This window comes from Psychrobacter sp. JB385 (assembly GCF_900163785.1).
GTDB lineage: Bacteria > Pseudomonadota > Gammaproteobacteria > Pseudomonadales > Moraxellaceae > Psychrobacter.
The window spans coordinates 25,715-39,435 of record NZ_FUKN01000010.1 but is presented as its reverse complement, the minus strand read 5'-3'; the positions used below and the strand labels follow the sequence as shown (position 1 = coordinate 39,435).

12 protein-coding genes are annotated in these 13,721 nt (G+C 45.8%); 11 read left to right on the top strand and 1 reads right to left on the bottom strand.

Annotated elements, in window-relative coordinates:
• Window positions 1-92 precede the first annotated feature (92 nt).
• The 11 genes from CZ794_RS04270 (at window position 93) to CZ794_RS04220 (ending at window position 12,768) form a co-directional block, all read left to right on the top strand.
• Complete coding sequence (locus CZ794_RS04270; RefSeq protein ID WP_087040412.1) at window positions 93-785, top strand: 3-oxoacid CoA-transferase subunit A; 693 nt, start codon at window positions 93-95, stop codon at window positions 783-785.
• A gap of 26 nt (window positions 786-811) precedes the next feature.
• A complete protein-coding gene (locus tag CZ794_RS04265) occupies window positions 812-1,465 on the top strand; it encodes a 3-oxoacid CoA-transferase subunit B (protein WP_087040411.1) in 654 nt (217 codons plus the stop codon).
• Between the two features lie 45 nt (window positions 1,466-1,510).
• Window positions 1,511-2,752, top strand: coding sequence for a 3-oxoadipyl-CoA thiolase (pcaF, locus tag CZ794_RS04260; protein ID WP_087040674.1), 1,242 nt, complete (start codon window positions 1,511-1,513; stop codon window positions 2,750-2,752).
• A 62-nt stretch (window positions 2,753-2,814) separates the two neighbouring features.
• Window positions 2,815-3,594 (top strand): 3-oxoadipate enol-lactonase, encoded by a 780-nt coding sequence (pcaD, locus tag CZ794_RS04255; RefSeq protein ID WP_087040409.1) that lies wholly within the window; start codon window positions 2,815-2,817, stop codon window positions 3,592-3,594.
• Between the two features lie 80 nt (window positions 3,595-3,674).
• Complete coding sequence (locus CZ794_RS04250; RefSeq protein WP_087040407.1) at window positions 3,675-4,970, top strand: M20 family metallopeptidase; 1,296 nt, start codon at window positions 3,675-3,677, stop codon at window positions 4,968-4,970.
• An 85-nt stretch (window positions 4,971-5,055) separates the two neighbouring features.
• Entirely contained in the window at window positions 5,056-6,402 is a 1,347-nt protein-coding gene (gdhA, locus tag CZ794_RS04245; RefSeq protein ID WP_087040406.1) for an NADP-specific glutamate dehydrogenase, read from the top strand.
• Between the two features lie 276 nt (window positions 6,403-6,678).
• Window positions 6,679-8,043: an aromatic acid/H+ symport family MFS transporter gene (locus tag CZ794_RS04240; protein WP_087040404.1), complete on the top strand. Its 1,365-nt coding sequence runs from the start codon at window positions 6,679-6,681 to the stop codon at window positions 8,041-8,043.
• Window positions 8,044-8,289: 246 nt separating this feature from the next.
• On the top strand, window positions 8,290-9,141 hold the full coding sequence (locus tag CZ794_RS04235) for a thermostable hemolysin (RefSeq protein WP_087040403.1): 852 nt from the start codon (window positions 8,290-8,292) through the stop codon (window positions 9,139-9,141).
• Window positions 9,142-9,179: 38 nt separating this feature from the next.
• A complete protein-coding gene (locus tag CZ794_RS04230; RefSeq protein WP_087040401.1) occupies window positions 9,180-10,832 on the top strand; it encodes an AMP-binding protein in 1,653 nt (550 codons plus the stop codon).
• A gap of 38 nt (window positions 10,833-10,870) precedes the next feature.
• Window positions 10,871-11,827, top strand: a complete 957-nt coding sequence (locus CZ794_RS04225; RefSeq protein ID WP_256958859.1) for a TauD/TfdA family dioxygenase — start codon at window positions 10,871-10,873, stop codon at window positions 11,825-11,827.
• A 77-nt stretch (window positions 11,828-11,904) separates the two neighbouring features.
• The gene (locus CZ794_RS04220) at window positions 11,905-12,768 is read left to right on the top strand and encodes an SDR family oxidoreductase (RefSeq protein ID WP_087040400.1); all 864 of its coding nucleotides are present in this window, start codon (window positions 11,905-11,907) and stop codon (window positions 12,766-12,768) included.
• Window positions 12,769-12,802: 34 nt separating this feature from the next.
• Here CZ794_RS04220 and CZ794_RS04215 read toward each other — a convergent pair whose 3' ends face one another.
• Window positions 12,803-13,501 (bottom strand): VIT family protein, encoded by a 699-nt coding sequence (locus CZ794_RS04215; protein ID WP_087040398.1) that lies wholly within the window; start codon window positions 13,499-13,501, stop codon window positions 12,803-12,805.
• Window positions 13,502-13,721: the final 220 nt, after the last annotated feature.

The window sequence follows — 13,721 nt, the reverse complement described above, 5'->3', positions numbered from 1 at the left end:
AAAACCAAATCAGCCGTATGATTTACTAAACAATTTATTAAAGAAAGTGCCAGCCAACGTTAACCAATTCTCCCTTTTTATAGGATATCAACATGATTAACAAAGCAGATAAAGACCTCAAGGATGTGCTCAGTCAAATCAAAGACGGCGCCACCATTATGATTGGTGGTTTTGGTACAGCAGGACAACCTGCCGAACTGATTGATGCGCTCATTGATTTGGGTATCAAAGACCTAGTGATTATCAACAATAATGCTGGTAATGGCGACCATGGACTGGCCAAGCTATTAAAAACAGGGGCGGTACGCAAAATCATTTGCTCGTTTCCGCGCCAATCGGATTCTTGGGTATTTGATGAGCTATATCATGCAGGCAAAATCGAGCTTGAGCTGGTGCCACAAGGCAATCTGGCATGCCGTATTCAGGCCGCAGGTATGGGACTTGGAGCAGTATATACATCAACAGGTTTTGGCACTTTACTTGCCGAAGGTAAAGAAACGCGCCATATCGATGGTAAAGACTATGTCCTTGAGTATCCGATCAAAGCAGATTTTGCATTAATAAAAGCGGATAGTGGCGATCGTTGGGGTAACTTAGTCTATCGCAAATCTGCCCGTAACTTTGGTCCCATAATGGCGATGGCAGCTGACGTCACTATCGCTCAAGTTTCTAAAACAGTTGCGCTTGGTGAGCTGGATCCCGAACACATCATCACGCCCGGTATCTTTGTACAGCACGTGGTGCAAGTCCAGCCTGCTCATTCTAACGTTGCGGCTATCGCTTAATACGATCAATCATAAGGAGCGTCACCATGAGCCATACATTACTCACACGGGATCAAATCGCTGAGCGTGCTGCCCAAGATATTCCAGATGGCGCCTATGTCAATTTGGGCATTGGGTTACCCACCAAAATTGCCAAATACTTGCCTGCTGACAAAGATGTATTTTTGCATTCAGAAAACGGCCTACTGGCTTTTGGCCCGCCACCTGCCAGAGGTGAGGAAGACCCAGAGCTTATCAATGCCGGCAAGGAATACGTCACCATGCTTGATGGCGGTAGCTTTTTTCACCATGGCGACTCATTTGCCATGATGCGCGGTGGTCACATTGATATTTGTGTACTGGGTGCATTCCAAGTAGCAGCCAATGGTGACTTGGCCAACTGGAGTACGGGTGCGCCAGATGCCATACCTGCTGTTGGCGGCGCTATGGATTTAGCCGTTGGTGCCAAAAAAGTCTTTGTAATGACCAACCACACGACCAAAACAGGCGAGCCAAAGATAGTTAGCGAACTCACTTATCCTGTGACAGGCAAACACTGCGTGGATCGTATCTTTACCGATCTATGTGTCATTGATGTCACGATGAAAGGACTGGTCGTGACAGAGATAGTAGACGGCATGAGCTTTACTGAGTTGCAAGCTGTGACTGGCGCCACACTCATTGATGCCACGCAGGCATAACAAGACTCCATACTCAAAACCCAAATCTAAGAACAGGATATGACCATGACCGACTTTATCACTGGTTTACATGACGCTTATATTATTGATGCCATTCGCACACCGTTTGGGCGTTATGGCGGCAGCTTGGCACCAATAAGAGCAGACGATTTAGGTGCTATCCCCATCAAAGCATTAATGAAGCGTAATGCCAATGTCGACTGGAAGCAAGTAGATGATGTCATCTATGGCTGCGCCAATCAAAGCGGAGAAGACAATCGTAATGTTGGACGCATGTCATCATTGCTGGCTGGTCTGCCTTATCAAGTGCCCTCAACCACGGTCAATCGTTTGTGCGGCTCATCGATGGACGCCATCGCCATTGCAGCCCGCGCCATTAAAGCGGGAGAAGCCAACCTTGTTATCGCAGGCGGTGTTGAGAGCATGAGCCGTGCGCCATTTGTGATGGGCAAATCAGACAAAGCATTTGGTCGTACGCAAACACTTGAAGACACCACGATGGGCTGGCGCTTTATCAACCCTAGGCTTGATGATTTGTATGGTACTGAAACTATGCCACAAACTGCCGAAAACGTCGCTGAACAATTTGATATCAATCGCGCTGACCAAGATGCGTTTGCGCTACGTAGCCAACAACGTACCAATACGGCGCAAGCATCAGGGTTCTTTAAAGACGAGATTACCCCTGTCATTATTCCGAAGCGCAAAGGCGATGCAGTCATTGTCGATACAGATGAGCACCCTCGCGCTGATACCACGCTTGAAAAATTAACCAGACTTCGTGCCATCGTCAAAGAAAATGGCACCGTAACGGCAGGTAACGCCTCAGGTATTAATGATGGTGCGGCCGCCTTTTTAATCGCTTCAGAGCAAGCAGTGACACAGTTCGACTTAAAACCACGCGCTCGTATTGTGGCTGCAACAACGGTCGGTGTAGAACCGCGCATCATGGGATTTGCTCCAGCCCCTGCCATAAAAAAATTACTGGCACAAACAGGTCTGTCGCTTGACCAGATGGATGTCATCGAACTGAACGAAGCCTTTGCGGCCCAATCGTTGGCCTGCACACGTGACTTGGAATTGCCTGACGATAGCGAACGCGTCAATTCCAATGGCGGTGCGATTGCCCTTGGTCATCCGCTAGGTGCATCAGGGGCAAGATTGGTTTTGACCGCGCTCAACCAGCTCGAAAAAACCAGCAAACGCTTTGCCATCTGCTCGATGTGTATTGGCGTGGGACAAGGAATTGCCATGATTATTGAACGCATAGATCACCAGTCATCGTAGTCATAACCCGATGCGCCACTACCATCATAATCACCCCACAATGACAAATAAGGATGATCGTTATGCCTGTACTTGAAAATAAAGATGTTACCTTAAACTATGCCACTTTTGGTGATCGCCACAACCCTGCCCTGATATTTTCTAACTCTTTAGGAACCAACTATCAGATGTGGCAGCCGCAAATCGCTGCCTTACAAAACGAGTACTTTATCATCTGTTACGACACGCGCGGTCATGGTAAATCCTCTGCACCCAAAGGCCCTTACAGCCTTAATGATCTTGGACAAGATGTCATTGATTTGCTTGATTATTTGCACATTGATAAAGCCTTTTTTTGTGGTATCTCGATGGGCGGCATGACAGGTCAATGGCTGGCTATTCATCATCCCAATCGCTTTCATCATTTGATGCTGTGCAATACGGCTGCAAAAATCGGCAACGAAGCTGCTTGGAACGATCGCGCGCAATTGGTACGAGAGCAAGGTTTAGATCCTATCGCGGCCACAGCAGCATCGCGTTGGTTTACAGAAGGATTTATCAGCAGTCATCCTGATGTAGTCGAGACCTTGTCTGAGGCGCTTGCCGCTGGTAGTAGCGAAGGTTATGCCAGTTGCTGTGAGGCATTATCGAACGCTGATACGCGCTCGCAATTACAAGATATTGATGCTGCTATTACCGTGGTGGCAGGGTCAGCCGATCCCGTGACGACCGTTGAGGACGCTCAATATATGGTCGAACGCATTCCCAATGCCACGCTTACTACCATTGAGGCGTCACATATCTCGAATATTGAACAACCTGACGTATTCAATCAGTTTATACGGCAATACTTGGTGCGTTGATCACATCACTGCTACGGCGTATCCAAGCGAAGCTATAAAAGTACTACCCACAAGGACGTTACCCCAAACAAGGAAGAAACATGAAAAAATCATTGCAAGCATTGGTTATTAGCATTGCTGCCTGTAGTGCCTTTAGCGCTCACGCTGATATCAATATCGATAAAGAAGTTAAAAGTGTTGAAAAAAAGGTGATTGAATGGCGACGCGACATTCATCAGCATCCTGAACTAAGTAACCGAGAAACCCGTACCGCTGCTCTCGTGGCTAAGCATTTAAAATCTCTCGGTATGCAGGTTGAAACTGATATCGCCCATACTGGTGTTGTGGGCTACTTAAAAGGGGCAAAACCCGGCCCGACCGTGATGATACGAGCAGACATGGATGCCCTGCCCGTCACCGAAAAAGCCGATGTTCCATTTAAATCAACGATTGTTACCAAATACATGGGAGAAGACGTGGGTGTGATGCATGCCTGCGGACACGACACCCATGTGGCTATGCTTATGGGGACAGCTGAAGTATTAGCTGCGGTACAAAAAGAGCTGAACGGTAATATCATGTTTGTGTTTCAACCAGCAGAAGAAGGCGCACCTAAAGGAGAGGAAGGCGGTGCCAACTTGATGCTAAAAGAAGGCATATTTAAGAAGTATCAACCAGACGTTGCGTTTGGATTGCATATTATGTCGAATCTAAATACTGGACAGATTGGTTATCGAAGCGGCCCTATCATGGCCAGTGGCGACACGTTTGATATTACCGTAAAAGGCAAACAGACTCATGGGTCAGCACCGTGGAATGGCGTTGACCCTATCGCGGCCGCCTCACAGATCGTGACGGGGGTCAATCATATTGTCAGCCGTCAAATTGACATCACTAAAGAGCCTGCCATTATCTCATTTGGAAAAATAAGTGGCGGTGTCCGCGACAATATTATTCCAGATAGTGTCAACATGATTGGTACGATTCGTAACTTCGATATGGACAATCGCGCCAAGATTTTTGACAATATAAAAACAACGGCCTCTCATATAGCCATGGCATCAGGCGCAGAGGCAGACGTCAAAATCACCAAAGGCTATCCTGTCACCATCAATGATCCCGCGCTTACCGCACAGATGCTGCCCACACTCAAAAATGTAGCGGGTGCTGACAATGTCTTTGATGTGCCAAAACTAACAGCCTCTGAAGACTTTGCGTTTTATTCTCAAGAAGTACCGAGCCTGTTTATTTTCTTAGGCGGTACACCTGTAGGACAAGATGCCAGTAAAGCCCCTTACAACCACTCTCCCTATTTTTACGCCGACGAATCCTCTTTTAAAATCGGTACTAAAGCGCTGAGTCAGCTGGCCATAGATTATTTAGCCATGAATCAGTGACGCATAAAACCTGTACATCAAGCCTAGTCATTTTAATGACGCTAAACCATTACCACGAGCTTTGCCATACTAACAAGGAAAACATATGAGTATCAGTCAGGCCATCGAAAAAGTCGAAGCGCGTTATGCCCACCAACCTGAATTCGTTCAAGCGGTCAAAGAAGTTGCCATGATGATTGCACCACTATACGACGCCCATCCTGAATACAGTGCATTGAAAGTATTCGAGCGTCTCGTTGAGCCTGACCGCATTATGGCGTTCCGTATTAACTGGGAAAATGATCAAGGTGACGTGCAGGTCAATCGCGGCTGGCGCGTTCAGTTTAGCAATGCGCTGGGGCCTTATAAAGGCGGTGTGCGGTTTCACCCTACCGTCAATCAGTCTGTTTTGAAGTTTTTGGGTTTTGAGCAAATATTCAAAAACGCACTGACTGGATTGCCAATGGGTGGCGGTAAAGGTGGCTCAGATTTTGATCCCAAAGGCAAAACGGACAGCGAAATACGCCGGTTCTGTTATGCCTTTATGCGCGAGCTACATCACTACGTGAATAAAGACATTGATGTGCCTGCAGGCGACATTGGTGTGGGTGGGAGTGAAGTGAGTTACATGTTTGCCATGTATAAAAACCTCACGCATGAGTATGGCGGCGTATTGACTGGGAAAGGCGTTGGTTTTGGCGGAAGTTTGATGCGAACGGAAGCAACAGGATATGGCGCCGTGTATTTCTTAGAAAATATGCTGACGGCGCAACACGAATCTATCAATGGCAAAAGAATACTCATTTCAGGTGCAGGTAATGTCTCACTACATGCTGCTGAAAAAGCCCATATGCTGGGTGGTATCGTCGTCACAGTATCAGACTCAAAAGGTACTTTGTACGATGCAGCGGGTCTCAACCAAGAAAAAATCGACTGGCTTAAAGCGCAAAAAGCAAAAAGCAAACCTTTGGCCGACTATGTGGCTGTGTACGGCGGTGAATGGTGTGCCAAGCAAAAACCTTGGCAATTTAAAGGTGATATTGCAATTCCATCAGCAACCCAAAACGAAGTCACGGTAGACGACACCAAGCTCATGGTTGACAATGGCGTTACCTATGTCGTTGAAGGTGCCAATATGCCGCTGACTGCCGAGGCAATTGATTACGTGCGCTTGCACCGTGTGCATTATGCTCCTGGCAAAGCTGCCAACGCAGGCGGCGTGGCTGTCTCTGCGCTTGAGATGTCAAAAAACTCAGTACGTCAATACAAAACGTTTGAGCAAATAGATTTAAGTCTCAAAAATATCATGAAAAACATCCATGATAGCGCAGCCGATGCCTCAGAGCAGTACGGTCAAACTAAGCATGGCTATATCGATTATATGGCAGGTGCCAATATCGTTGGTTTTAAGAGAGTTGCCGATGCGTTGGTTGCTTATGGTATTTTGAACTGATCCAGTTTGTGAATACTTAACACGCTTAAATAAAAAACCGCTCATCTATTTAAAAGATAGATGAGCGGTTTTTTATTGGTATTTTTACATTGGTATTGTTAGGGCGTTGAGTTTTTTAAAAGAAGGATGACCATTAATACCGATACTGCACCAATCAGCCAATCAATATCCATACCCTCTAGGTATAAATTTATACTTAGAGGGTTTTTGACTTGATCCTGATAAAACCCTAACTTAATAAGTACTTATAGGGACATTACCCACGGAGAAAGTCGAATGGAATCACCAACTTTAAACATCAATAAGGTCATTGATGATGCCAAATTTACACCCTTTCATTGGAAGGTGCTGTTTTGGTGTTTGCTCATTATCATTTTTGATGGCTACGATCTTGTTATTTATGGCGTAGCGCTACCACTACTTATGGAAGAGTGGTCGTTGACTGCTGTACAGGCAGGGCTGCTCGCGAGCGCGGCACTTTTTGGTATGATGTTTGGCGCAATGATTTTTGGGACGTTGTCTGACAAAATCGGTCGCAAGAAAACGATTATGATCTGCGTTGCGCTTTTTAGTAGCTTTACCTTTTTTGGCGCTTTTGCTAATGGTCCAATGCAATTTGCCACTTTGCGTTTTTTTGCTGGTTTAGGAATTGGCGGTGTCATGCCTATCTGCGTTGCCTTGACGTCTGAATATGCACCAAAACGCATTCGCAGTACGTTGGTCGCTATTATGTTCAGCGGTTATGCCATTGGTGGTATGGCGTCTGCCCTACTTGGATCATTTTTGGTGGTGGATTTTGGCTGGGAAATCATGTTTTATATCGCAGGCATACCAACTTTATTACTTCCCATCATTTGGAAAATGCTGCCAGAGTCTTTGATGTATTTGGTCAAAGAGAAACGGGATAACGAAGCAAAGATTATTGTACAAAAACTGGCTCCACAAGAAACTATCACTCCAGCTACCACCTTGCTATTGGACGAGCCAACCAAAGGGGATGATGCCCCTATCAAAGCGCTATTCCTAAAAAACCGTGGCTTTACGACGATGATGTTTTGGGTGGCGTTTTTCATGTGTCTACTGATGGTTTACGCCTTAGCCAGCTGGTTACCCAAACTGATGATTCAAGCAGGCTATTCGCTAGGAGCAAGTATGATTTTCTTATTTGCGCTCAACATTGGCGGTATGATTGGCGCGATTGGTGGCGGTGTGCTTGCTGATAAATTTCATCTTAAACCCGTCTTGACCATTATGTTTGCGCTCGGGGCAATCTCATTGATACTGCTTGGTTATAACAGCCCGCAGGTGGTTCTATATACGCTCATCGCGATTGCTGGCGCGACCACGATTGGTTCTCAAATACTGCTTTATACCTTTGTGGCACAGTACTACCCGACCGCCGTTCGTACAACAGCTATGGGCTGGGCGTCAGGTATCGGTCGTATTGGCGCGATCGTCGGACCCATCTTGACGGGTGCATTACTGACGCTTGAGCTGAGCCATCAGACCAATTTCTTGTTCATTGCCATCCCAGGTATGATTGCAGCCGTCGCCATCTTTTTAGTCAATCTCAGTGCAGCTGTCGATGGTAAAAAAAGCAAAACCCAGTCAAGTACTTTAAACACCCCAATATCGACATAGAACTGATTAACACCTTATATTTAGTACCATAACCCCTTTCAATATTGATCAGCTTTTGGCGTATTCATGATATGGATGCGCTATTTTTTTGTGTGCCGTGCCTTACCTTTTATACCCTTGTATAAACCTCTTATCCTATTAGATATTTGCAACGATATTGTCTTAAGGTTCAGTTAAGGTTGGTACCTTATGATTCTTCCATGATGTTAATCGTTCTAAACACTTTTAACAATTTGGAGATCGCTCATGTCATTATTTATCGATAGCACTCATACCTTACAAAATGTCTTTAACACGACGTTCTATATTGAGGCAGTTAAGCCAATGCCAGTATTGAATGTGCAAGGAATCCCCTCGTCTTTATATGTTCGCGCCAGCACACAAACGCCAGTAGAGGCATCGCCCGCTTCATATGCTCAAAACCAAGATGCTCAAGCTTTTATCAAGCAAATCTACGAATACATCCATCACGCCAGATTAAGTTATTTTATGCCTATTTTGTTTTCAGGTTTTGCTGATATGCCCTCTTATGGCGATTGGTTATCCTCTGATGACAGCGCCTTACCTGCATTTAAAGGGACAAGTGTTGCGATTGGTCTAAGGCCTATTTCTGAAGATAAGATATTTTTAGAGCAGTATTTGGAATCTCATATACAAAATGAAGTCAGTCAGATAGCAGGCGAGCCAGTCAGTCGGGAGCGCATTTTTGAGATTGGTAATTTGGCATCCGGTCATGCTGGCAGCGCTCGGCTTATGATTGCATTTTTGGTGTTTTATTTATCTACTCCCACTCTGCATCCAGTAACCCATGAGAGCCAAACCAAAGCCGATTGGGTGGTCTGTACAGGTACAGAGGCTGTGCGGCATATATTGGCACATATGGGTATTCGTAGCCATATCATTGCCAAAGCCACTGCCGAGGCTCTAAAAGATCCTGAACAAATATCAGCATGGGGACATTACTATCAACAAAATCCCTTGGTCGTTGCCATCAATGTGGCGGACGCCAAAAGCGTATGCGCGCCCCATTATCGCTATACCGAAATGTTGGAGATGGCCGCTACCGCAGATCTTCCTCTTCACAAAATAACCACTTAACGGATAGTACTGTATAACCACAAAGTAATGAGGACGAAATGACACCAATTTATACCGCAATATGTGAGCACGCTCGCAAGGTACCCAAGCAAGTAGCAATCAAAACGGTAGTGGGCGAGCATACCGTTAGCCTCACTTATGATGCGCTTCAGCGCACCCTCGCCTTGCTTCATCAGACATTGCATACATGGCAAGGCAAGCGTGTGGCCTTGTATGCGCATAATGAGATAGATTGGGTCATACTTGATTTGGCACTAAGTACCGCAGGTGCTGTCGTAATACCCATACCCTTATTTTTTAGTGACTCGCAAGTGGCTCACTTACTCCAAGATGCACAGATCGAGCTGGTATACGTTGGCGCAGGTTTGACACTGCCCGCCATACATGACGTAGATCATGTGAATCACAATGTGAATAATTGGGTTATTGCTAAAACAGCAGAAGTAGCCGCATTAAAGCTTGAACACGCCGCTTATATCACAGGTGAGTTTTATCAACTTAACAACGATGCGGCTGATACGCTGACCTCTCAAGCGTCAGCTATTGCTAGCGAATTTTGCAAAGTTACTTATACCTCTGGCAGCACAGGTATGCCAAAAGGAGTTTGCTTAGGACAAGACACTTTGATGCGTATTGTCGAATCTCTAGCAGAAGCACTCGCTGACACCTTGACAGACGACGCTGCTAACCCTTTAGATATCACAAGTCATTTCGGTCACTTGAGCGTATTGCCGTTTGCCACTTTGTTAGAAAATGTGGCTGGCGTCTACGTGAGTCTATACATGGGTCGCACCTTAGTCATTGGTAAGATTGATCAATTTGGCTTGCTATCCAATCAAGCATTTGACGCCAAACGACTGATCACAACCGTGCAAACGCATCGCATTGCTAGCGTTATCTTGTTACCGCAAATGCTCAAAGCTATTTGCGAGTATATGGCAGCCAATAAAAACCCTGACGCTCGTACGAGCGCTGCTTTACCATCTCTACGGTTTATGGCAGTCGGTGGTGGCAAAGTCTCGCCCACCCTATTACAAGATGCTAAAGCACTGAGCTTGCCTGTCTATGAAGGATATGGCTTGTCTGAATGTGGCTCTGTGGTCAGTTTAAATACACCCAAAGCAAAGCGTGAAGGCAGTGTGGGCAAACCCATGCCCCATGCCTCGGTTAGCATCGCAGCCAGTGGCGAAGTTATGGTAAAAGGCAATGCCATGCAAGGCTACCTAAACCATGACACGAGCAGCGAAGATATGAATAACAAAGACAATGGCATTATCGCCACAGGTGACATCGGTTATATAGATAACGATGGGTATTTATATATCACGGGTCGACGAAAAAACGTACTGATCAGTAGTTTTGGGCGCAACATCTCGCCTGAATGGGTAGAAGCACAGCTTTTAACGCAGCCAATCATTTATCAAGCGGCGGTGCTGGGAGATGGGGAACCAAGCCTATCTGCTGTAATAGTCGCCAACCCTAACGAAGTAGCGACCAATTGTAGCGACCTACAATCGGCGATCGAACACGCTATAGAAACCGTTAATCAGGCCTTACCCGACTATGCCCGTATCAAACACTGGCATCTAGAAAAACAGTCATTCAGCACTGACAATGGATTATTGACGGATAACGGCAAACTGCGACGACCACAAATTTTCACCACTTATAAGTCGGTATTAGGCTTGTGATTCATGGTATTTATCATTTACTTTTGAAGGATTCTATTATGAAAACCACTCTTATGGCACATAACGCGATGTCTCATGATCCACTGTCAAGCAACCATCTCAACGATAATGATGCTAAAACAGTCATTTTTCCATCATCAATGACGCCACCCTTGTCTGACACCTCAGATATTTTAACAGCCTTAAGAACACAGGGCTGGATACTACTGCGAGGTCAGCACTACGATGTAGAGACGTTTAGCCAATTGATGAGACAGCTATGTCAAACCCTGACCTACGATCCTGCCCGTCAAAACATCACTTCTGAAGCGCAAAAGGTAGATGCTGGCACACATGCGATTGGACTGCACATCGAGAATGGCAACACGCCCATGCCACCCGATATCATTGCGTTTTTTAGCGAATTAAGTGCCAAAAAAGGCTCACAAACGACCATTTGTGACGGATATGCTGTATATCAAGCACTATCGCCCGAATTAAAAGCACTATTTAGTCAACCGATGCGTATCAGTCGCTATTTGCCTCAAGCCATTTGGCAAAATTATGTAGCGACTGCGACCGGTAGAGCAAACGCCGATCAAATAAGTTTGGATGATTTAGATACATTTATCACTGCGACGACGAGTAAGACATTAATGCATTACGTAGAGCCTCAAGCTGATGATGGCGTGCGTTACGTATTACAAATACCTGCTATCCGCGCAGACAATTTAAGTGGACAGCCCGCCTTTGCCAATACGTTGCTCGGGCCATCATTTAACTATGAAAAACCTGAGTTTACCTTAGCAGATGGTCAAAGTGTTGATGAGGCAATGGTCGCTGAGCTCACGCAAATCTGTGAAAAACATACTCAAGAAGTGCATTGGCAAAATGGTGATGTGGTGATATTAGACAACAAACGCATCATGCATGGTCGTCGTCAAATCGAGGTGCCTTTAGCTGAGCGTAAGCTTTATATTGCGATGGGACTTGGTATCAAAGATTCAGACGATTGAAAGCCGCACGTATCACTACAATTTGTGTTTCAAAAATCCATGTTTCAAAAATCAGTATTCACTAAGGATGCGATATCATGACATCATCTAACCAGCAATCAACATCTCAATCAAACCCAGCTCAGTCTACCCTGTCATACACTTTACTCATCGGCGCTACAGGTGGTATCGGGCAAGCGATTGCAACACAATTATGTGCGCACAATCAACCTGTAATTTTGGTTGGGCGTAACGCCCAAACGTTGACGTATTTGGCTAAAACATTGGCAAAAGCGTATCCTGATATACCACTACTGTCGCTCAGTTGTGATTTGAGCTCACGGGCATCACAAATCCAATTGACAGCAGCGCTGCGAGAGACAGTACAAGACTGTGGCAATGTCATTGATACGGTCATCCTCAATGCAGGTATCAATGATTTTGCCTTACTCACTGACCAAAGTGATGAGATTATCGAACAGATGATGTTGGTCAATGTGGCTTATCCTTTACAGCTGATAAAAAGACTGCTCCCTATGTTGATGATTCAACAAAGCCCTAGCCAAATAATAAGTATTGGCTCAACGTTTGGGAGCATTGGCTATCCTGGTTTTAGCGCTTATAGCGCCAGTAAGTTTGCCTTACGCGGGGCCAGTGAAGCCTTAGGTCGTGAGTATGCCGATACCTCAGTGAAGTTTCGCTATTTTGCGCCCAGAGCCACAAAAACCACCATGAATAAAAATACAGTCGTTGCAATGAATCAAGCATTGAAGGTCAAGATGGACTCGCCTGAAACAGTGGCAAAGGCATTGGTGAGTTTTATATCAACCACAAAGTCTCATCAGCATTTGGGATTCCCCGAACGTTTTTTTGCATGGCTCAATCGGTTATTTCCCAATGTCGTTGGTAATGCCATTGTCAAAGACTTACCCACCATCAAAAAATATGCTGGAAAATCATGATAATCAGCTAGATGGTTGTGGAGTGAATGCGCATTTAAATTGACACGCCAAATAAGCGACCAATCAACGAGGTTGCCACCATAGCGAGCACGCCCCAAACCACTACTCTGGTAGTCGCAGGGATAACAGGTGCACCGCCCAGCCGAGCAGAGATGATTCCGAGTAGTATTAAGCCCACGATAGTCAACATCGCTAATGACCACACCAAAGTGCTTGCTGGTAAGAGTACTATACCGATAATCGGAATTATCGCTCCAGCCACGAATGACAAGCCCGAAGCGACTGATGCAGGAATGGGTTTTGCCTGACTAAGATCGGTGAGCCCAATCTCATCACGCGCATGAGCCTCTAGCGCACTGTGCTCAGTCAAACTCACGGCAACCTGCTCTGCTAACTCATGACTCAGGCCGCGTGCCTCATAAATTTTTGTGAGCTCTAGTAACTCGCGCTCAGCGTTATGCGTCAGCTCGTATCTTTCTTTATCGAGGTCTGCTTTTTCGGTATCTGCCTGCGATGAGACAGAAATATACTCGCCCGCAGCCATCGACAAAGCGCCTGCCGTCAATGCGGCCATCCCTGTCAGCATTAATGTCTGGCTGCTCGGCCCCGCCGCTGCTACCCCAACCAGCAAACTGGCAGTCGAAATTAGACCGTCATTTGCGCCCAGCACTGCTGCCCTCAGCCAATGATTGCGATTGCTCAAATGCGTTTCGTCATGAATAGAATGATGCATAAAACCCCCAAAAGTGCAGACAGAACAGCATGACTCTGATGACATTTTTGATGCCACCGCGGCTCATACCATTTGAGACATAAGAATATATCAAGCTTACGCTATAGCTCATACTCAATGAGACAGATACGCGATATGCTGATGCGTGGTTGGTATAAACCTTGACGGCTTGCGGTACCATTATCGACGAAGGCGACAAACGACAAAGCCTTTGTTTTAC